This window comes from Vibrio rotiferianus CAIM 577 = LMG 21460, from assembly GCF_002741985.1.
Taxonomy (GTDB): domain Bacteria; phylum Pseudomonadota; class Gammaproteobacteria; order Enterobacterales; family Vibrionaceae; genus Vibrio; species Vibrio rotiferianus.
This window is the reverse complement of sequence record NZ_APHW01000100.1, coordinates 1-19,285: the sequence shown is the minus strand read 5'-3', so window position 1 is coordinate 19,285 and position 19,285 is coordinate 1. Positions and strand designations below refer to the sequence as shown.

The following is a 19,285-nucleotide window of genomic DNA, read 5'->3' as shown; positions in this document are numbered from 1 at the left end:
GCTTATTACGCAACGAGTTCTTTTTGCGTAGCGAACGGTAATCCGTCAATCATCACTGGCCAACCATATGAGGCATACTCAGCGGCCAATGATTTTGCGACTTCGTGTGATACTGTTGTATAAGTCCACTCCCCAAGACCGAACGGCTTGTACGCAAGTTGTAGGGTTAACATTGCTTTCTCCTAATTATTTTTCCTCATTATTGCCTTAGAATTTGGCTCAGTTCTTTCCTATTTGGCTCATTTTATTCTCTGCAAAGTTCAGGAATAAGTTTTTTCATTAACATTATTATTGTGACTATAAACTCCTAGCAAAATAACTATATTTTATAAATTAAAGTTGTGTGGATTTAGCTACTTTGTTTTTTTTGCTGAATTTTTGTGCTGTGCAAACGTTAAAATAATGATGAATTCACACGTTATTGATTTGTCTATTTGCAAAACAAATGGCAGCGATTAAGGTATGGATGCTAAATTGTTGCGAGGATGTAATTGATGAGTTATCACCTGGATAGGATAGACTTGCAGATATTAAGTATTTTGCATTCTAAGGGGCGGATACCTGTTGTGGAGTTAGCCAAGCTGGTTAATCTCACGACGTCACCATGCTCGGAACGAGTCAAAAGGTTGGAAAAAGGTGGCTATATTAATGGCTACCATGCAGAGCTTAATGCTGAAAAACTTGGGCTAGATGTCCAAGTATTTATTCATATTCGTTTAGACCAAACCAGTTTCTCTATCTTTGAAAAGTTTGCGAAGGCGGTCGAGTTGATGCCAGAAATAGAGGAATGTTATTCGCTGTCAGGGGATTTCGATACCATGATAAAAGTGCGAGTCAAAAGTATGAAAGCTTATCAGGAGTTTATGTCGAGTAAGTTAGGGACTCTACCTGGTGTTATTCAAACCCGAAGTGAAGTCGTAATAGAAGAGCATAAAGTAGGTCGAGGTGTTAACCCAGATCTTCTAGGGACACTTTAGTGTTGTCGGGCCATGAGTAAAGACGCTGAAACTCAGCGCCTTGGAACAATGGTCTTCTCGATGCTGTTGGGCTAGAACTCGCATTCCGCTTTAAAGCACATGCGTTCCTTACTATATGGATGGTCCAACTCCAACATCTCTGCGTGCAAATGCAGACGGTTGGCTTTTTCGCCATACAAGCCGTCGCCAACCATTGCCATGTTCAACCCCATGTGGTGCGCGCTGTGTACACGTAGCTGGTGGGTTCGTCCTGTTTTCGGGTACATGTACACCTTGCTGCGTCCGTCTTTCACTTCAATCAGCTGCCAGTAAGTTTCAGCAGGTTTACCGTGCTCAAAGCACACCAGTTGACGTGGGCGGTCATCTGGATCGCCACGCATCGGGAGTGAGATTTTACCTTCAGGCTCGGTTAACACTCCTTCAAGCAGCGCCATATAGCGCTTTTGTACGCCACGAGTGATGAACTGCTTTTGCAGGCTCTTGTTTGATCGTTTGGTTAAAGCAAACACCAAAATCCCCGACGTTGCCATATCTAAGCGATGAATCACGAACGGCCCTTCGACATCTGGGAACATTGTTTGAAGACGTGTGTACGCCGAATCCTTGATGGTTTTGCCCGGAACGGAAAGCAGACCCGAAGGCTTGTTGACGATCACCATGGCTTCGTCTTGGAAGAGAATTTCCAGTTCTTTATCTTCCGCCCAGTTCTCTGCTAATGGGTTTGGTTCCACATCCAAGCCTTGCAGCATGTGCCCCAAAATCGGTTGGCATTTGCTGTTGCAAGATGGGTAGAACTTCTTGTGCTGACGCACTTCAGATTTCGGCGATACGCCCCACCAAAATTCAGCCAACGCAAGCGGTTGATAGCCATGTTTGTATGCGAACTGAAGCAGTTTCGGCGCTGCACATTCACCTGCACCTGCTGGTGGTACTGGGTTGGTAGTAGGAGCAAAAATGTCCACCAAATCGCGCTCTGCGCTGTGGTTATCCAAGAAGCGGTATTGCTTATGCAGTTTGTGCTGCAGAGCATTAGACAGATCTTTGCGCTGCTCTTTTAGCTCTGCCAATCTTTGCTCTAGCTCAGCAAGGCGTGCTTCTTTTACTGCCAGCTTTTCATCCCACGCTTGTTTGAGGTACTTGAGTACATTCTTCTCAGCGACGCTTTGTTTACCCAAATCATCCAGTAGTACTTTTAGGTCTTCTGGGGTCAGTGTTTGTTCGCCTTGTTTGCGCTGCTGTTTACGTTCTGCGCGACCAGCAATCATCACTTGGCGATGGGCGTTTTCTTTTTGCTGATACGCTTCTCGATCTGCTTTGATTTCTGCTTTCAGCTTTGCCAGTTCTGGATTAGCAGCAAAGGTTTTGTATTGCGCATTCGCCGCGTTAATAGCATCCGTCTCACCTCTGAAGAAGCCTTCTTCTGTCAGCATGTCGAATACTGGTGGAACAAAACCCGGAAGCAAGTTTTGATCGGCAATCTTGCCAGAGAAAGCGCTGAAGTAGCCAAGCTCACCTTGCGGGTTACGCACTAACAAAACACCGAACATTTTGCCGCGTCCACTTTGTTCATCCTCAAGACCAAAATCATGTTCGAAGTCGGTTTGTGCCATCAGATGTTGCTGCAATTGTTCAGCAGCCAACACACACAATGGGTGAGGTGTGTAGTAGAACGGAAACGTAAACTGCGCCGGTAAATCATAACCAGAAATATCTGCAGTAAAACGAGTAAAGCAATGTTCAGGCGAGTGCATAATTGTGAGTCCGCATGAAATAAAAATCGAGCACGGATTGTACCTGTTTTAAAGTGGATTGCTATCTTGAACCTAGTTCACCCTGCTCATTTCAGCTTGAGATTCACTCAAGATCCTGTACCTTACCAAGATTGTTTTTTGCAGCCTGTTTTCATTCACAGAGTGACCTGTGCTGCTTCATTTTTTGAGTTAAAGTCATGTCACAAGCTAGCATCAAGTTCATTGCCACCGATATGGATGGCACCTTGCTTGACCAATATGGTCGTTTAGATCCTGAATTCTTTGATCTGTTCTTACAGCTCGAAGAGAAGGGCATTTTGTTCTCGGCAGCATCAGGTCGTCAGTACTACAGTTTGCGCGATACGTTTGCGCCGATCCAAGATCGCATGATTTATGTGGCGGAAAATGGCACCTTGGTTATGTACCAAGACAAAGAGCTCTACAGCTGTACCATTCCAAAATCGGAAATTGATGAAATTATAAAAGCGGCTCGTGCAGTAGAAGGCACCCACTTAGTATTGTGTGGTAAGCGTTCGGCTTACATCGAAACCAAAGATCCTAAAGCCCTAGAAGAGTTCCAGAAGTACTACCACCGCTGTGAATATGTGCCTGACTTGTTAGAAGTGGAAGATGAGTTCATCAAGGTCGCAATTTGTCACTTTGGTGGCTCAGAAGAGTTGGTTTATCCAACCATGAAAGCAAGGTTTGATGACACGCATCAGGTTGTGGTGAGTGCGAAGATTTGGTTGGATGTGATGAACGCAGAAGCGTCAAAAGGCTCGGCAATCAAGCACCTTCAAGAGACTATGGGCTTTGGACCTGAAGAGACGATGACATTTGGCGACTACTTAAATGATCTCGAAATGCTACAAGTGAGCGAGCACTCATATGCAATGGAAAACGCGCATGAAGCAGTGAAGAAAATCGCCCGTTTCTCAGCACCAAGCAACCGCGACTCTGGAGTGATGAAAGTGATCAGAGAGAAAGTGCTTTAATCGCTTTTTTGCTCATCATGTGAACATAAAAGCCCCGCCATGTGATGAGCGGGGCTTTTGTTCATTTGAAACTTAGTGAGTCTAAACGTAGAGGCAAATTAGCGTACGTACTTAGCCGTTGCGCTAACAAGCCAATGTTGCAGTTTACCATTCGGGTTTTCTACCCATAGGTCGTTATGGTAGCGGTAGATGCGGCCATTCACGGTTAGAGCAAGCGTATTCTCACCCGTTTGTTCCATGCGAATAAACTGGTCAGAAGTTACCAAAAATGGCTCTAGGTCTTCTGTATTTGCACCCTTGTACACTAGGAAGTAACCAAACATGTTACCGGCGTCAGGGTCAGTAGAGTGAATGCGGTGCCCAACCAGGGTGTAATCGTCGTTGAGTGCTTCTTCGAGGGTTTGTGCACCTACAGTTTCGTGAGATGGGATGAACACCCAAGCCAACACACCTATCGCGATCACTAGCAGTAATAGCACTGCTCGCATGAAGTTTTTCATCATGGTTATCCGTTTATCGTTGGAATTTCATTTTGTACATGCGCTTATCCGCTAAATTGATCAGGAAGTCAATGTTGTCGCCGTCATTAGGGTAGCTTGCTGCGCCTAAGCTGGTTGAAAGCGTTTGCGGTTCATTAGACACCATTATTGGTCGCTCAAAAACGGCGTGAATGCGATGTTCTGCATCTTTGATTTCACACTCCTCATTCGACTCAATAATGACAGCGAACTCGTCTCCGCCCATTCGGTACGTTGAGAACTGATGTAACTCCATTAGTTTCAATCTATTCGCCACCTCTTTTAACGCAATATCGCCCGCTTGATGGCCTTTGGTATCGTTGATGGTTTTGAAGCCATTGAGATCAAGCAGAAGCAATGAAAATGGCAGCTTGGCGCTCTCAAGACGGCGTAGCTCGAAAAACATCGCACTGCGGTTAGGGAGGGCAGTTAAACTATCACTTAATGCCATCTTCTTGTGGTATTTGGATTCACTTTGATAGAAGTACGCCAGAAGGGCTACGGTCATAACGAATATCGTTAACAGAACGTATTGTGCAAACATTAGCTGTTTAGCTTGAGTTTGCTGTTTTTGATAGAGGGGGCTAGCAACCCTAAAATTTTGAGTTACATAGTCAATCATTTCTAAATATAGGTTTTGTGCACCTCGGTAAAATTGGTTCGCCGCTATACTGCTGCCAGTTTTTGCTTCAACAAGTGTTGGTTCTAGTTTTTGGAAGCGGGTAAACAACCCAGAGAAATAGCGTCTGACTTCATGTCTAGAGAGAAAGGAGTCAGCCTCACGGTTGTTTATCAATAAGTCAAAACGGCTCCAAGCAAGCTCATATTGCAACTCTGCACCATCAATATTCATGACGCTTTCGTTGAGTCTTCTTGCTTCACTGACAAGTTCTGATAGTTCTTTAGATAAATGAAATAGGAACCAAGTAGCTTGGTTTTGTTGATCGGAGTATGAGCGAGCTAGGTCCCGAGTTTGCTTAAACAAAGCGATATTTGCCAGTAGCAAAGTCGTGGCAACCGCGATGAGCAAGACTTTACTTCTCAATGAAAAAGGTCCCGTTTTCGGGGGAGATATATCTGAATTCATTATTTTTCTTCTATTTTCACACTATTAAGTTGCCATACCATTTGTGAATGGTAGTGGCTAACATCGATCTCAGGAAAACGAGAGATAGGATAAATTAACCAAAATGGTCCTTTATCTCTTATCTTTATGTATTTCTTGTCTTTTTTATAGGCGACGATAGGTTCGTAACGCAGAATATCTTCACGATTTATATTGGCATGATAGTCATTTAAAGCTCGTAATTCGACACGCTTCGGGACCTCTCCGAATGCTTGTCGAAGAAGCGTACTGAGAGTTACTCCCTCAAACACCGCCGGACTATCTAACCAAGGTAATTCGGTAACATAGGAGGTAATAGGCAGTGTTTCTATATCTTCGAGTGCAATAACGAGGTTGGTTTTTTCCGGACTGCTAAACTGTATTGTGTTCGCGAAAAGTGTCGGCGCAAACAAAAACAAAGTGAGTGCTACTATTTTTCTCATCTTGTGCCCTTTTGAGTTGTTCCCCTAGTCTCAGCTAGCGCATTAATCGCTATCTAAAGCTATGGTTATATATTTATTAATAATAGAGCCAACTTGATGATTTTATATAATATGTTTTGAGTGAAAAGTAACCGCTGGTGAAATATACGTCAAGGTTAATAACACAGTTAACACTGCAACAAGTGGGTGAATGCATTATTTAGCTCATTTTGTGTGCATTTCGCTTCAGCTTGTCTAACTTTCGTGACACTTTCAGCCAATTAAGAGAGGGAATATGTTCGACTGGTATTACAAGGTTATCCTCAATTACACCAACTTTAATGGCAGAGCGAGACGCCAAGAGTATTGGTACTTTACGCTGGTGAATGTGTTGGTCAATTTGGTGATGGGGATCATCGATCGGGTCATTGGCAGCGTGATGCAAATGGACAATTTTGGCTTCTTCGGTGTGATTTATGCGCTGTTTATTATGATTCCTTCGATTGCGGTTACTGTGCGTCGCTTGCACGATTCAGGAAGAACAGGTTGGTGGGCTCTGATAGCCTTTGTGCCAGTTATCGGTATTTTGGTGCTGTTGTACTTCTTGATTCAAGACAGTGAAGAGGGCTCGAACCAATACGGTGTGAGTCCTAAATATCAGTCGTGATAATGACAACCGTGATGGTTTGAATCGAGTGGGTCTTAGATGCCTGAGCCCACTTGGAAATACACTGCGTTATCCTCATCACTGAACGCGAAGTCCATGCCTGCTTGCAAGCCATAACGTCGGGCGATGAGGTAACGAAAGCCCACGCCATACGCATACTCTGCATCGCTCTCAAACAGCGATGTATTCGTTGAGGCGTACCCAAAACCACCAAACACATTCGTCGACCAACGGGGACTCCATTGGTAAGTCAGCTGAGACTCTACTGATAGGGTTTCATCACCTTGATAGCGATTTCTCGCTACGCCACGCAGTTCGATATCAGGGTAAGAGGCTGGTGGCAGAAAGCGTTCATCGGTGTAAAGGGATTTGTAGTGCCCCCGCAGTGCCAGCGACCAATCGTCAGTCAGCTCCCAATAGTTAATTCCTTCCACATCCAATTGTTCGTATTCGTAATCACTACCAATGGCGTCGTTGTACCATAAGAACTCGGCTTTGTAGTTGTAGCCTTGAGTGGGACTAAAGAAGTTGTTTCGGTTGTCCCACTCTAGAGTCAACCCTAATCCGGAGGTGGTGGGGGAAGTATTGGTCAGTGTTTTCAGTAGTTTGTCTGCAATAGGAGAGTTGGCGATTTTCTGGTCGGTAACGAAATAGAGCTGCTTCACACCAACAAACAGCGGCGCATCAATAATGCGGTATTGAAGATGATTGAGCATGCCGCCGCCAGTAATCTCGAAATCTAATCCCTGACCATTGAATACGCTGTCTAACCCTGGCAGCGTAGATTGCGGGTAGAAAGTCATATTAAAGTCGCCATAACCGACGCCACCAAGGTAACGAACCGTGTCTTGTGCCCAAGTGCGGCGATGGCCAGCAAACCCCATCCAAGTGCCGTTTTCGGTTGCGAAGCCACCCACAGCGGTAATAGCAGGAGTCAAAAGTTGAGCACCACCATCGAGTGAGGTTTCCGCCAGTTTGCGCCTTTTTTCTCGCTGCTCATCGGATTCATGCAAAAACACACCAGTAAAACCCAAGCCGTAGCCGACAGCAGGTTCGGTAATCACAATTGGTACTGGTAAAAAGCCGTAGGCGTTTTCAGCAAGGTATTCGCCCATATCCAATTGCCCATCAATAGGATCGAAAAAGCTTATCGCCTCGGCAATAGGAGAGGTCGCTAACAACCCGAAGCAAGTCGAGGTTAGCAGGACTGACGTTGTTTTTTTCATAGAGTACTAGCAGTAATTGAATGATGTTCAATTACAAGTTAGACGTCATTTCGCTAAATTTCAATGGGGTTATGTAAAGGTAAAGTGAGTGTTTTTAGAACACAAAAAGCCACCCAATAATTGGATGGCTTTGTATAGAGAAGATTATTAAACCGTTTGGTTTTCTGCGCTCTTCTATTTGCTTGCGGCGTTAAAATCGGCGTTAAGCAAATAAGTACTTAGCGTGGAAGTTCAAGTGATCAGCGATAAAGCTTGAGATAAAGAAGTAGCTGTGGTCGTAACCTGGCTGCATACGCAGTTCGACTTCAGAATCATGGGCTTTTGCTGCCGCCAGTAACACATCAGGTTTTAATTGCTCAGCAAGGAAGTTATCGGCATCACCTTGGTCTACCAAGATTGGCAATGGTGATTTTGCTTGCTTTAGCAACTCGCTTGCGTCGTACTGCTTCCAGCTTTCGATATCAGTGCCTAGGTAAGCGGTAAACGCTTTTTGGCCCCAAGGACATTGCATTGGGTTACTGATTGGGCTGAACGCTGAAATTGAACGGTACTGATCTGAATTTTTCAGACCAATGGTGATTGCACCGTGACCACCCATGCTGTGACCCGAGATCGACTTCACGTCAGAGACTGGAAAGTTACTCTCGATGAGCGCAGGCAATTCTTTGGTGATGTAATCGTACATATGGTAGTGACGTGACCATGGCTCTTGAGTGGCGTTTAGGTAGAAACCTGCACCTTTACCCAGATCGTAGTTTTCGTCGTCTGCAACGTCGTCACCACGTGGGCTGGTATCCGGTGCCACAATGGCGATACCTAACTCAGCAGCCATGCGAAACCCACCGGCTTTCTGCATGAAGTTCTCATCGGTACACGTCAAGCCAGATAACCAGTAAACCACAGGCACTGGGTTTGATTTGGTTGCGTTAGGTGGCAAGAAGATCGCGAAGCGCATGTTGCAGTTCAAAGCGCGAGATTCGTGAGTGTACTGTTTATGCCAACCACCGAATACTTTGGCTTGGCTTAGGCTTTCAATGGTCATGGATAATCTCTCGATAAAACAATGTTTAGTTAAAGTAACCTTTAATTAAAACAGTGAATATTTAAAACAATGATTTTCTAACGGCGGACAAGACCGTTAAAGACAGCGGATGACTCTCTTCCCAAAAGAAAACGTGTTCAAGAGAGAAGAGAGTCTATTTCAAATTTTCAAATAATCAGTCACATTACGTGAACCGTTATCTTGGATTATTTATCCATGTGAAGAACAGTACGGATAGATTCACCTTTGTGCATCAATTCGAACGCTTCGTTCACGTCTTGTAGACCCATAGTGTGAGTGATGAATTCTTGTAGACCGAACTCACCAGCCATGTAGCGGTTTACGATTTCTGGAAGCTCTGAGCGGCCTTTAACGCCACCGAAAGCAGAACCACGCCATACGCGACCAGTTACTAGTTGGAATGGACGAGTTGAGATCTCTTGACCTGCACCAGCAACACCAATGATTACTGACTCACCCCAACCTTTGTGACAACATTCAAGTGCTTGACGCATCACGTTTACGTTACCGATACATTCGAATGAGTAGTCAACACCACCGTCTGTCATCTCAACGATAACGTCTTGGATTGGCTTATCGAACTTCATTGGGTTGATGACGTCTGTAGCACCAAGTTGTTTCGCTAGGTCGAATTTGCTTTCGTTGATGTCTACACCGATGATGCGGCTTGCACCAGCCATACGAGCACCGATGATTGCAGAAAGACCGATACCGCCTAGACCGAATACAGCAACTGTGTCGCCTTTTTCAACTTTAGCTGTGTTTAGTACCGCACCCATACCGGTGGTTACGCCACAACCCAGAAGACAAACTTCTTCAAGTGGTGCTTCTTTGTTTACTTTTGCTAGTGAGATTTCTGGAAGTACTGTGTACTCAGAGAAAGTAGAACAACCCATGTAGTGGAAGACTGTCTCACCGTTTACAGAGAAGCGGCTTGTGCCGTCTGGCATTAGGCCTTTACCTTGAGTTTCACGAACTGCCTGACATAGGTTTGTTTTGCCAGATTTACAGAACTTACACTCACCACATTCTGCTGTGTAAAGCGGAATTACGTGGTCGCCAACTTCAACGCTTGTTACGCCTTCGCCAACCATTTCAACGATACCGCCGCCTTCGTGGCCAAGGATTGAAGGGAAGATACCTTCTGGATCGTCACCTGATAGAGTGAATGCGTCAGTGTGACAAACACCAGTAGCAACGATGCGCACAAGTACTTCGCCAGCTTTAGGAAGTTGTACATCAACTTCTTCCATTTTTAGTGGCTCGCCTGCAGCCCATGCAACCATTGCCTTTGATTTAATGTGAGTTTGACCTGGTTTGATTTCAAGTGCCATTGGATGTTTCCTTTATATTCTCAGTATATGGAGTGACGCCATAAGCGTAGTTGAGGTTTGTTCACTGCGCTGCGTCGTTTTGTTGGTGCCCATTTTAGGTGTTTCACAAAAAATGATAATCCGGCTAAATTGAAAATGATTTTTACGTATGCGTAATAATCAATGTAATAACGTGATTGTTAGTGCGAGTGAGATTAAGAAGCACGAGAAAAATTATATTGGGGGTTTGACCTTAAGTGCGGTTGAGGGTTTAGTGTACCTGTCACTGCAAAATACTGAATTAGGATTGGTATGAACCAAACACATTTACAGGCTTACTTAGATAAAATGGGCGTCACCCAATCACTGGATGTCAGCAGTGATACCTTGTTAATGCTGCATAATGCTCAGCATCGTCGTTTGCCTTTTGAGAACTTTGATATTGCGCTTGGGCGCGGCATTTCTATTTCAGAGCAAGAGATTATCGACAAATTGATTTATCAAGAACGCGGAGGCTACTGCTTTGAGTTGAATGCGCTGTTGTTGAAGGTGTTGCAGACCATCGGTTTTGATGCGCGACCGTTATTGGGGCGCGTTCATTTGTCTGGCACGCCATCGGGCAGAACTCATCAGTTCACTTTGGTCACCATGGGAGAAGATAAGTGGATCGTTGATGTAGGGTTCGGTTCGAACACGCCACGTGCACCGCTGCCATTTGTACTAAATCAAGCCATTCATACTGACTTACAAACGTTCCGTTTTGTCGAACATGAGTTGGTCGGTTACATGTTGCAAGTTCAATCCTATGACGACGCGGAACAATGGATTGATTTATACAGCTTAGACTTTGAACACGTATTCGATGGAGACATCGTGTGTGGCAATCATTACACCTCCACATCGCCTAACTCACATTTTACTTCCAGCCGAGTGGCAGCGCTGGCGACAGATAGCGGAATCATTACTTTGCTCAATTACAGTTTAAAGTACCGAGCAAATGGTGAAGTGGTTGAAATTGAGTTAGAAGCCGGACAAACGTATCTATCTGCGCTCAAAACCCACTTTGGTATCGATCTTGATGCTGATTACTCATCTTTAAAACCATTGAAAGAGTCGTAACTGTGGACGAATCGCACTCTAATTGAGACTTCAAACATCGCGTTAGCTCCAATTTCCTTACTTAGTGGCTCAAAAATGTAAAGCACAGCTCAGTCTGTGCTTTTTTATTTGCGCTGCCTCTCGGTAAGGCACAAATCAAAAGTTTACCTTTAACTATGCGAAATAAATGAGGTAAATCATGCGCTTTGAATACTTGCTTGATGATGAAGTCACCCAAGAACTCGATGCTAAGTTAAGAGCTTTGCTGTCCACTTGCTTCACCAAGGAGCAAGACAAAATCTTTCAAACCCAACGCTATTTTAATGAAATGCCTCGCCACCGCTACCTACTTTGGGATGGCGATAGACTTGCCGCCCATGTTGCTGTGCATGAAAAGCAAGTCATGATTGATGACCAATCCTTTCCTATTTGTGGTATTGCTGAAGTCTGCGTCGATCCGGGTTCACGGGGGCAGGGACTAGTAAAAATATTGCTTGAGGCTGTTCATAAGGACGCGTTAGAAAGAGGCGATGCGTTTTCAGTTCTGTTTGGTCTCACCTCGGTTTATCAATCCAGTGGTTATCAGCCCATCAATAACTTGGAGATGGAAGTTACCGCGAATCATTGGGTCTGTACTGATGAGACCATGGTATGCTCTCTCAAAATCATTTGGCCACAACAGACCGTTCATTTAGTCGGCTATCCTTTTTAAACAGGTTTTCTCCACATTTCAGTTTGTGTGAGAATACACAATAAGTAGAATTCCATAGGATCAAAACCATGGCGAATTGGGAAGGCGTCAGCGAGTTTGTCGCCGTCGCAGAAACCAACAGCTTCACTGGCGCAGCCAATAAGCTGAAAACATCGGTCGCACAAATCAGCCGTCGTGTATCAGCACTGGAAGAGCGTCTTGCTGTGAAATTGCTTCACCGTACTACGCGTAAAGTGTCGCTAACTGAAGCGGGGCAGCTTTATTATCAACAGTGTAAGCATCTTGTCGAAGGCTTAGAGCTAGCAGAGTTAGCGGTAACGCAGATGCAGGCAGAACCGAAAGGTCTGCTTAAAGTCACTGCACCTGTGACCTATGGAGAAATGAATCTTGCTCCCTTGCTGCACCAATTTTTAGAAAAGTACCCGCAAGTGAATTTGGATTTGAATCTGACTAACCAAAAGTTAGATTTGATTGAGCAAGGCGTCGACGTGGCGATTCGTCTGGGACGTTTGCAAGATTCAAGTTTGATCGCCAAGCGACTGTCATCGCGTCAGCTGTATGTGTGTGCCAGCCCCGCTTACTTAGAGCGATCTGGTGAGCCGCATACCTTGTCTGAACTGAGTCATCACCAATGCTTGGTGGGTACCGCTGACTATTGGCACTTCAAAGAGCAGAAGCGTGAGAAGTCTCTTCGTGTTTCTGGTCGTATTAAGTGCAACAGTGGTTTTGCTTTGGTTGATGCGGCAAAGCGAGGTTTAGGTTTAGTGCAATTGCCGGACTACTACGTACAAGAAGCGTTAGACAATGGCGATCTGGTGGAAGTGTTAACCGATTACCGAGACGATCGCGAAGGTATTTGGGCGCTGTATCCGCAAAACCGAAACCTGTCGCCAAAAGTACGCTTACTGATTGATTTCTTAGCTGAAAATATGAGCTGAGTGATGAACTCAATCCATTGAAAAAGCCAAGTTTTCATGTAGCAACTTGGCTTTATTTTTTTGTGGCAAGTGGAAGTTACTGCTCGTTTAATTCCGCATCTTCGCGCTTGATGACCTTGTGGCCATCTTCTGATACGCCTTGTTTCCAGTAACTGCTGAGGTAAAGGTTTTCACGTTCCACTTCTTTTTCGTTACGGAAGTATTGGCGTAGCGCGCGCATTGAGTCGAACTCACAAGCACACCACACTGCTGCTTCACCTGTTTTCCATTCTAGTGCGCGGACCTTATCTTCGAGTGATTGCTCGGTGACCCAATGAATTTCCATACCTGCTGGTGCTTCGAGAGTTTGGATATCCGCTTCAGAAATCACGCTGATCACGGCATAGCCTTTTGCGTCTTCCGGCAGAGTGCGAATCTTCGCTGATAGCGCTGGCAACGCCGTCATATCCGCAGCCATAAAGAACCAATTCGCTTCAATGTTTAGGTTCGAGATACTGCCAGGACCGGCGATATTGATGGTGTCGCCTTCTTTTGCAGACATCGCCCAACGCGCGGCAAAACCACATTGTAAGTCTTTAGTAATGTGGCGCACGAAATCGACTTCAATCGTGCACGCGTGTGGATCGAAGCGACGAATGGTGTAGGTACGCATAACCGGACGGTTCTCTTCAGAGAAGCCTTGAATGTCCGTGCCACCAGTTTCGTTGAACAGCAGCTTGATGTAGCTGCCTTCACAATCTTGTGGGAAGTTGCCTAGTGCCTCACCTTGCAGGGTAATGCGCTGCATGTTCGGTGTTACCGCTTGTGTGTTGATGACAACGAGGCTTTTTGGTTGTGGTTTCTTTTTCATTTTAATTCACATTTCACTACGTTTGATAACTATTCTCTTTCTCATCTAAGATTAACAGCATCTCAACAAGGCAGATAGTGTCTTTATCTAAATTTACACTCTGATCTGAGAATCGGCGATTTAATTTCGGTACGCCTCGCTCAAATGAACACTTCGTCGTCCCGCTTTATAAGATAGTGGTGGGAGAATAAAAAAGGGCACCGAAGTGCCCTTGATAGAAGAATGGAGCTTGTTTACTGCGTTTGCTCTAACAAATGTGTCTTCAGGAATCGATCCATCGCTTGGTAACCATCAAGACGATTTTCAAGAGAGCGGAAGCCATGACCTTCGTTCTCTTTGACGATGTACTCCACCTCAACACCGCGGTCGCGTAGAGCATTAACGATCTGATCAGATTCACTCTTCACTACGCGTGGGTCTTTCGCACCTTGTAGAACCAATAGAGGAGCTTTGATTTGGTCAACATGGAACACTGGTGAGTAGGCTTTCATCATCTTCGCATCTTTAGGATCTTCTGGATTACCCACTTGCTCATGAAGCATAGCTAGGAAAGGTGCCCAGTATGGTGGAATAGAATCCATGAAGGTGAACAGGTTAGAAACGCCAACATAGTCGATACCACACTTGTATAGGTCTGGTGTGAACGTCACACCAGCCAATGTGGCGTAACCACCATATGATGCACCGTAGATACAGACTTCACCATCTCGTGCGTAGCCTTGGTCAATCGTCCACTTAACACCATCAGTGATGTCATCTTGCATTGATTGACCCCATTGTTTAAATGATTTCTCCCAGAATTCACGGCCGTAACCGGTTGAACCACGGAAGTTCATTTGTAGGACGGCGATACCACGGTTTGCAAACAACTGAACTTCAGGTTGGAAGCCCCAGTGATCACGAGCCCAAGGACCACCATGCGGCAACACAAGCAGTGGTAAGCCTTTTGCCTCACGACCTTTTGGCAGCGTTAAGTAACCGTGAATGGTTTCGCCATCACGAGCGGTGTAAGTGATTGGCTTCATCTGTGCCATGTGTTCTGGTTTATGCCAAGGAGCATTTGCTGCCAGTTTCTCAAGCGTATCCGTATTACGATCGTAGTAATAGTAATTTGGACGGTCGACATCGCTGTAGGTTACAACGATCATTTTACTTTCATCTCGAGTTGAGTTGTTTACTGAGATTTCAACCCCAGGTAACTTCTCTTGTAGACGCTCAAAAGTCTCTTCATAGCCCTTATCTAGGAAATGATACTGACGCTTGTCCGTTACATAAGAGATCGTCGTAAGCTTGTTAAGTGCATTGGAGTAGCTCGCATTAGTGACGTCTACTTCTGGATGAGAGAAGATCTCGCGTACTTCTTTATTTGCCTTCACATCGTATTCAATAATCGCGGATTTATCGCGGGTAATACGAGAAGCGACATACAAGTTCTTGTTGTCTGGTGTGAACGAGATTGGTGAGAAGCTTTCTTTGAAAGTGAGGTTCTTCAATGGGCGGAACTCTTCATCCACGCTATCACGATACAGTACCGCAGTATTGACACCGTCAGAGGTTGAAATGACACGGATATTACCATCGTGGTCGGTACCCCAGTAACGGACATTGCCCGGGTTTTGCGCCACCAGTGTATTCTCGCCAGTTTTTAAATTATGGCGGTAAACATCGAACACTTGCGGGTTACGTTCGTTAGTCGTGATAAGAATGTCGTCTGGCTGGCTTTCTAAAGTGTCAATGACATAAGCCACTACACCAGATGTTGGTGTGATGGTTTTCTCTTCACCTGTTTTAACGTTCACCGTGACGAGGTAGAAGTTCTCATCACCGCCAGTATCGCGTGAGTAAATTACGGTGTCATCACCAACCCAATAGTAGTAAGCGATGTCACGACCAGTGATTGACGTAATGCGTTTAACATCCTCTGGCTTGCCTACAGGATGTACAAAGACGTTTTTACGGTCTTGCCATGGTTTCATCATTGAAATGTAATCACCAGCTGGAGAGATTTGGTAGCTAGAGACTTCAGCATTACGGAAGAAGTAATCTACAGGATATTCCGGTGGGATAACTTCGGCAGTCGTCGTGGTCGAAGTTTGGCTACAACCCGCGAGTAGCAGGCCAAAAGCGGTAGCAAGAATAAGCTTGCGAGTACGCATTGTATAACGCTCCTTGTGTGACGGACCAGTCAGCATCGTGCTTGTCGGTCAGAGTGAATCGATAGTCGCTATTAAAGAATGAAAGCGACAAAGCAGTGAAAGAGAAGCCAAAATCGAATATATCGATAGGGTTTATGTTTGAGGGTTTTTAATATTCTTGTCACTGCTGTTGCTACTATGACCCAATCTATCCATGGAAGTGGCGATTATTTGTACTTACCGAACAAAGGACTAGCCAAAACTTGGTATCAATCACATTTATCCGTGCTTTTTATCATTTATATCATTGGGATAGTTGATAAAAGCAAAAGCGCAGCCATGCCATAGTTGAAGCCTTTTACCCGTTTTGGTGTGGTGAGCCAGCGTTGAAGTTGGATACCAGCGGCGGTCCAAAAAGTCACAGAAGGTAGGTTTGCTAAGCAGAAGATGCCAGCGATGGAAGCCAGTTCTAGCCAAGATCCACCGCTGCTGTATACGGTGATGGCGGTAAGTGCCATTGACCAGCCTTTCGGATTCACCCATTGGAATGCAACTGCACCTAAAAAGCTCATTGGGCGGTAATCATCTTTGACTTCTGTTTTGCTGCTGGTGGCAATTTTGTAAGTGAGGTACACCAAGTATGTCAGGCTCAAAACCTTAAGAATCTTATGCGTGATCGGATACGTGTGAAACAAGCTCATAAGACCAATGCCAACCAAAATCAGCATCGCACCAAAGCCCAGAGTGATACCTAACATGTGTGGGATAGTGCGCTTAAAGCCGACGTTTGCGCCAGAAGTCATAAGCATGATGTTGTTTGGTCCCGGAGTGAAAGTCGAGACAAACGCAAACAGTGCCAGCGCACCAAGTTGATGGTATTCCATAGTGTGTTCCTGCATTTTTGTTTTGCCTGCGTGCACTCAGGCGAAAGATGGTTGTCTTGACTAGTCGAGAACAATGATAGGTAGAAGTGACATCAATTTTGTGCTTTTATTTGATGAAAATACGTCAGATAAACAATAAAAGGTCACCATGGATAGGCTTGACGAAAGAATATTGCAAGTAATGAAATCAGACGGAAGAATCTCCAACGTGGAGCTGTCTGAGCGAGTTGGATTATCGCCATCCGCGACTTTGCGTCGTGTGCAAGATTTGGAGCGTAAGGGCGTGATAAAAGGCTATCGGGCGGTGTTGGATAATCAGCAAATGGGCGTCGGTTTTATTGCTTATGTGTCGATTGGTCTCGCTTCTCACTCTAAACAGGCCCAGCTTGGTTTTGAAGACCACGTGCGCTTTGTTGACGAGGTAGTGGAATGCCACAACATCACTGGTGCCAACGAGTACTTATTAAGGGTCGAAACCCAAGATCTTGCGGCATACAAAACCTTTCATGCCGATGTGTTGGGAGAATGCGAACACGTCAAAGCCATCACAACCATGGTGGTAATGGACACGCCAAAAGACGAGCGTTAGTTCTAAAGCCTACGATTTTGTAGCACGCCAATTTTGAAGTGACTCGAAAGAGTCAGTCGAGTGTGAGTAAAGTCCACATAAAATGCTGGAAAGCAGTCGTCAATCTGACAATTCGAGCATTTATTCTCACCTTCTAAATAATCGCATCCTGCTAATTTTTCTAAGTCGCTGTTCGGTCCGTGAGCAGTGAGTCAGAAAATTTAAGGATGAATGATGAAATCATACGTAACGCTTCCTCTTGCAAGCTTGGGTGCAATTGTTGCTTTAAGCTCTTTTAACGTCAGTGCCCACGGTTGGGTCGAGTTTCCAAGCGCACGCCAAAACACCTGTTATTTAGACGGTGGATTTTGGACCAATGAAATTCCAAACCAAGCATGTCAGGCCGCTTATGACGAGTCGGGGGCTTACCCTTTCGTACAACGTAGTGAGATTGCTGCCAACGTGCCGAACTACCGCGATATGGCACACGTGAAAGCCATTGTTCGTGATGGCGAACTTTGTTCTGCAGGTGATGCCGCCAAGAAAGGTTTGAATATCCCATCGCCAAATTGGCAGCGTACTAGCGTGACGCCAGATGCGAACAACCAAATCGAATTGGTGTTCTTTGGTAAAGCGCCGCACAACCCTTCTTATTGGGAGTTCTATCTTTCTAAACCCACTTATGACGATACGCAGCCACTGACTTGGGACGATTTAGAACTGATCGATACCGCTGGTGACGTGTATGTAGATGCCGAGAAGCGCTACCGCATGCAGGTAACTTTCCCAGCAGACCGCTCGGGTGATGCGATTCTTTACACTCGTTGGCAACGCATCGATGTGGCTGGTGAAGGCTTCTACAACTGTAGTGACATTACCTTAAACGGCAATGGCACCACACCACCAACTGACCCAGTTGACCCTACCGATCCCGCAAACAACCTGACTTCTCTTGGCTACTTTGTGGCACAAGGCTTTGGCCCAGTAGAGTCGGGTGATACGGTGCGTTTCCGCACCTTCAATGCAACAGGCAGCGAGATCGTCGATCTGTCACTGCCAATCAGTACTAACAACACCACGACGTGGGCTGCAGAGCTGGCGGATCAATTTAACTCACAACAAACCGGTGATTGGTACGTAGGTATTTGGCATGAAGCGATGAAGCACTACATGTTCGATAGCAGTAATATCTACGCAAACCAAGTGCTGGCTCCGAATGCCAACTTTAGCTATGCGTTATCATTGACTAAAGGTGATACCCAACCACCGGTTGATCCAACCAACTTGTGGAACAAAGATGCGGTGTACAACCAAGGCGATGTCGTGACGCACAACGGCCGTGAATGGACTGCGCAGTGGTGGACAACTGGTGAAGAGCCAGGAACCACAGGAGAATGGGGCGTTTGGCGTTAGTCATGAGCCGCTCTATATAAACAAAACCCTTCTCTGGTGAGATAATGCCGTTCGGATAAGCATTAATGCTTATATCTAAATGGATATTTTGTAGGGACAAAAAGGACTGAACGTGGATACGTTCGGTCCTTTCTTTTATCCGGTAAAATGAAGTGACTTATGCTTTCCCTCATTTGCTTGAGTTTGCTCGGTAGAGTTCCATCAGGACTAAGTGCCAACCAACGTAACTGGGTATCTATTAAGTTTATTGCCGCTGTAAAGCTAACTCTAGTTGGGCTTACATCGGCGTCTTGAGCAATATGAATCATCTCTAGGCGCACCAAATTGTACGCTAGCAGTATTCCCCAGAGCTCTTGTCTAACACCAACAGCAAAACGACTTCTCAAGGTAACCTCGCTTTGTAGCTGAGTTTGCTTTATCTCACCGTAACCTTCTTCTATTTCCCAGCGTTGCCAATAGACAGCTAATAAATCTTCTAATGAGTACTTCTTAGGGTCAACAAGGGAAGTTATAAAGCCTTCAATTTCACCTTTTGGGTCTTTATAGAGGATGAGGCGTGCCTGCCAATGAGTCGGTAAATTAGGGTTATTACGCTGAGCTTGTGGTGAGATAGGCATAGAAATAAGCATGTCGTTTTCAGCAAAGTGCTC

Annotated in this window: 20 protein-coding genes; 8 read left to right on the top strand and 12 right to left on the bottom strand. The window is 45.3% G+C overall.

Annotated elements, in window-relative coordinates:
* Positions 1-5: 5 nt before the first annotated feature.
* Positions 6-173, bottom strand: coding sequence for a hypothetical protein (locus B853_RS17095; RefSeq protein ID WP_010453481.1), 168 nt, complete (start codon positions 171-173; stop codon positions 6-8).
* Between the two features lie 321 nt (positions 174-494).
* Between B853_RS17095 and B853_RS17090 the strand changes: the two genes are divergently transcribed.
* A complete protein-coding gene (locus B853_RS17090) occupies positions 495-977 on the top strand; it encodes an Lrp/AsnC family transcriptional regulator (protein ID WP_010453479.1) in 483 nt (160 codons plus the stop codon).
* A 71-nt stretch (positions 978-1,048) separates the two neighbouring features.
* On the opposite strand, the gene B853_RS17085 is transcribed toward B853_RS17090, so the two are convergent.
* On the bottom strand, positions 1,049-2,728 hold the full coding sequence (locus tag B853_RS17085; RefSeq protein ID WP_038887035.1) for a pseudouridine synthase: 1,680 nt from the start codon (positions 2,726-2,728) through the stop codon (positions 1,049-1,051).
* A 197-nt stretch (positions 2,729-2,925) separates the two neighbouring features.
* On the opposite strand from B853_RS17085, the gene B853_RS17080 reads away from it, so the two are divergent.
* A complete protein-coding gene (locus B853_RS17080) occupies positions 2,926-3,723 on the top strand; it encodes a Cof-type HAD-IIB family hydrolase (protein ID WP_038887037.1) in 798 nt (265 codons plus the stop codon).
* 98 nt (positions 3,724-3,821) lie between these two features.
* Here the strand turns inward: B853_RS17080 and B853_RS17075 are convergent, their stop codons facing one another.
* The 3 genes from B853_RS17075 to B853_RS17065 are packed head-to-tail and all read right to left on the bottom strand — an operon-like array spanning position 3,822 to position 5,789.
* Positions 3,822-4,226 carry a hypothetical protein gene (locus tag B853_RS17075; RefSeq protein WP_038887039.1) on the bottom strand — a complete coding sequence of 135 codons (405 nt, stop codon included), beginning with the start codon at positions 4,224-4,226 and terminating at the stop codon, positions 3,822-3,824.
* A 10-nt stretch (positions 4,227-4,236) separates the two neighbouring features.
* A complete protein-coding gene (locus tag B853_RS17070) occupies positions 4,237-5,328 on the bottom strand; it encodes a GGDEF domain-containing protein (RefSeq protein WP_038887040.1) in 1,092 nt (363 codons plus the stop codon).
* Positions 5,328-5,789: a putative pterin-binding protein gene (locus B853_RS17065; RefSeq protein WP_038887042.1), complete on the bottom strand. Its 462-nt coding sequence runs from the start codon at positions 5,787-5,789 to the stop codon at positions 5,328-5,330. The genes B853_RS17070 and B853_RS17065 overlap by 1 nt, the downstream gene beginning before the upstream one ends.
* A 274-nt stretch (positions 5,790-6,063) precedes the next feature.
* Here B853_RS17065 and B853_RS17060 point away from each other — a divergent pair, with 274 nt between their 5' ends.
* Positions 6,064-6,435 (top strand): DUF805 domain-containing protein, encoded by a 372-nt coding sequence (locus B853_RS17060; RefSeq protein WP_010453468.1) that lies wholly within the window; start codon positions 6,064-6,066, stop codon positions 6,433-6,435.
* 35 nt (positions 6,436-6,470) lie between these two features.
* On the opposite strand, the gene B853_RS17055 is transcribed toward B853_RS17060, so the two are convergent.
* The 3 genes from B853_RS17055 to B853_RS17045 all read right to left on the bottom strand — a co-directional run bounded on the left by B853_RS17055 (position 6,471) and on the right by B853_RS17045 (position 10,058).
* Positions 6,471-7,661 (bottom strand): BamA/TamA family outer membrane protein, encoded by a 1,191-nt coding sequence (locus tag B853_RS17055; RefSeq protein ID WP_038884940.1) that lies wholly within the window; start codon positions 7,659-7,661, stop codon positions 6,471-6,473.
* 202 nt (positions 7,662-7,863) lie between these two features.
* Positions 7,864-8,703 (bottom strand): S-formylglutathione hydrolase, encoded by an 840-nt coding sequence (gene fghA / locus B853_RS17050; protein ID WP_038884941.1) that lies wholly within the window; start codon positions 8,701-8,703, stop codon positions 7,864-7,866.
* A 206-nt stretch (positions 8,704-8,909) separates the two neighbouring features.
* On the bottom strand, positions 8,910-10,058 hold the full coding sequence (locus B853_RS17045) for an S-(hydroxymethyl)glutathione dehydrogenase/class III alcohol dehydrogenase (RefSeq protein ID WP_038884943.1): 1,149 nt from the start codon (positions 10,056-10,058) through the stop codon (positions 8,910-8,912).
* A gap of 291 nt (positions 10,059-10,349) precedes the next feature.
* Here B853_RS17045 and B853_RS17040 point away from each other — a divergent pair, with 291 nt between their 5' ends.
* The 3 genes from B853_RS17040 (at position 10,350) to B853_RS17030 (ending at position 12,785) form a co-directional block, all read left to right on the top strand.
* A complete protein-coding gene (locus B853_RS17040) occupies positions 10,350-11,156 on the top strand; it encodes an arylamine N-acetyltransferase family protein (protein ID WP_038884944.1) in 807 nt (268 codons plus the stop codon).
* A gap of 178 nt (positions 11,157-11,334) precedes the next feature.
* Positions 11,335-11,847, top strand: coding sequence for a GNAT family N-acetyltransferase (locus tag B853_RS17035; RefSeq protein ID WP_038884946.1), 513 nt, complete (start codon positions 11,335-11,337; stop codon positions 11,845-11,847).
* Between the two features lie 68 nt (positions 11,848-11,915).
* Entirely contained in the window at positions 11,916-12,785 is an 870-nt protein-coding gene (locus B853_RS17030; protein WP_038884949.1) for a LysR family transcriptional regulator, read from the top strand.
* 76 nt (positions 12,786-12,861) lie between these two features.
* Here B853_RS17030 and B853_RS17025 read toward each other — a convergent pair whose 3' ends face one another.
* From B853_RS17025 to B853_RS17015, 3 genes are all read right to left on the bottom strand, one after another.
* Positions 12,862-13,635: a siderophore-interacting protein gene (locus B853_RS17025; RefSeq protein WP_038884952.1), complete on the bottom strand. Its 774-nt coding sequence runs from the start codon at positions 13,633-13,635 to the stop codon at positions 12,862-12,864.
* Between the two features lie 233 nt (positions 13,636-13,868).
* Positions 13,869-15,791 (bottom strand): S9 family peptidase, encoded by a 1,923-nt coding sequence (locus tag B853_RS17020; RefSeq protein ID WP_038884954.1) that lies wholly within the window; start codon positions 15,789-15,791, stop codon positions 13,869-13,871.
* A 278-nt stretch (positions 15,792-16,069) separates the two neighbouring features.
* The gene (locus tag B853_RS17015) at positions 16,070-16,654 is read right to left on the bottom strand and encodes a LysE family translocator (protein WP_038884956.1); all 585 of its coding nucleotides are present in this window, start codon (positions 16,652-16,654) and stop codon (positions 16,070-16,072) included.
* Between the two features lie 148 nt (positions 16,655-16,802).
* Here B853_RS17015 and B853_RS17010 point away from each other — a divergent pair, with 148 nt between their 5' ends.
* Positions 16,803-17,243 (top strand): Lrp/AsnC family transcriptional regulator, encoded by a 441-nt coding sequence (locus B853_RS17010; RefSeq protein WP_038884957.1) that lies wholly within the window; start codon positions 16,803-16,805, stop codon positions 17,241-17,243.
* 213 nt (positions 17,244-17,456) lie between these two features.
* Positions 17,457-18,635 carry a lytic polysaccharide monooxygenase gene (locus B853_RS17005; protein ID WP_038884958.1) on the top strand — a complete coding sequence of 393 codons (1,179 nt, stop codon included), beginning with the start codon at positions 17,457-17,459 and terminating at the stop codon, positions 18,633-18,635.
* Positions 18,636-18,697: 62 nt separating this feature from the next.
* Here B853_RS17005 and B853_RS17000 read toward each other — a convergent pair.
* Positions 18,698-19,285: transposase (locus B853_RS17000; RefSeq protein WP_143700815.1), on the bottom strand; the 588-nt coding region annotated here is incomplete at its 5' end.

Bases quoted from the DNA above. Each gene is read 5' to 3' on its own strand.
- B853_RS17070 (WP_038887040.1), bottom strand. From the start codon at position 5,328: ATGAATTCAGATATATCTCCCCCGAAAACGGGACCTTTTTCATTGAGA.
- B853_RS17090 (WP_010453479.1), top strand. From the start codon at position 495: ATGAGTTATCACCTGGATAGGATAGACTTGCAGATATTAAGTATTTTG.
- B853_RS17080 (WP_038887037.1), top strand. From the start codon at position 2,926: ATGTCACAAGCTAGCATCAAGTTCATTGCCACCGATATGGATGGCACC.
- B853_RS17065 (WP_038887042.1), bottom strand. From the start codon at position 5,789: ATGAGAAAAATAGTAGCACTCACTTTGTTTTTGTTTGCGCCGACACTT.
- B853_RS17055 (WP_038884940.1), bottom strand. From the start codon at position 7,661: ATGAAAAAAACAACGTCAGTCCTGCTAACCTCGACTTGCTTCGGGTTG.
- B853_RS17010 (WP_038884957.1), top strand. From the start codon at position 16,803: ATGGATAGGCTTGACGAAAGAATATTGCAAGTAATGAAATCAGACGGA.
- B853_RS17005 (WP_038884958.1), top strand. From the start codon at position 17,457: ATGAAATCATACGTAACGCTTCCTCTTGCAAGCTTGGGTGCAATTGTT.
- B853_RS17015 (WP_038884956.1), bottom strand. From the start codon at position 16,654: ATGGAATACCATCAACTTGGTGCGCTGGCACTGTTTGCGTTTGTCTCG.
- B853_RS17095 (WP_010453481.1), bottom strand. From the start codon at position 173: ATGTTAACCCTACAACTTGCGTACAAGCCGTTCGGTCTTGGGGAGTGG.
- B853_RS17060 (WP_010453468.1), top strand. From the start codon at position 6,064: ATGTTCGACTGGTATTACAAGGTTATCCTCAATTACACCAACTTTAAT.
- B853_RS17040 (WP_038884944.1), top strand. From the start codon at position 10,350: ATGAACCAAACACATTTACAGGCTTACTTAGATAAAATGGGCGTCACC.
- B853_RS17075 (WP_038887039.1), bottom strand. From the start codon at position 4,226: ATGATGAAAAACTTCATGCGAGCAGTGCTATTACTGCTAGTGATCGCG.
- fghA (WP_038884941.1), bottom strand. From the start codon at position 8,703: ATGACCATTGAAAGCCTAAGCCAAGCCAAAGTATTCGGTGGTTGGCAT.
- B853_RS17085 (WP_038887035.1), bottom strand. From the start codon at position 2,728: ATGCACTCGCCTGAACATTGCTTTACTCGTTTTACTGCAGATATTTCT.
- B853_RS17035 (WP_038884946.1), top strand. From the start codon at position 11,335: ATGCGCTTTGAATACTTGCTTGATGATGAAGTCACCCAAGAACTCGAT.
- B853_RS17030 (WP_038884949.1), top strand. From the start codon at position 11,916: ATGGCGAATTGGGAAGGCGTCAGCGAGTTTGTCGCCGTCGCAGAAACC.
- B853_RS17025 (WP_038884952.1), bottom strand. From the start codon at position 13,635: ATGAAAAAGAAACCACAACCAAAAAGCCTCGTTGTCATCAACACACAA.
- B853_RS17045 (WP_038884943.1), bottom strand. From the start codon at position 10,058: ATGGCACTTGAAATCAAACCAGGTCAAACTCACATTAAATCAAAGGCA.
- B853_RS17020 (WP_038884954.1), bottom strand. From the start codon at position 15,791: ATGCGTACTCGCAAGCTTATTCTTGCTACCGCTTTTGGCCTGCTACTC.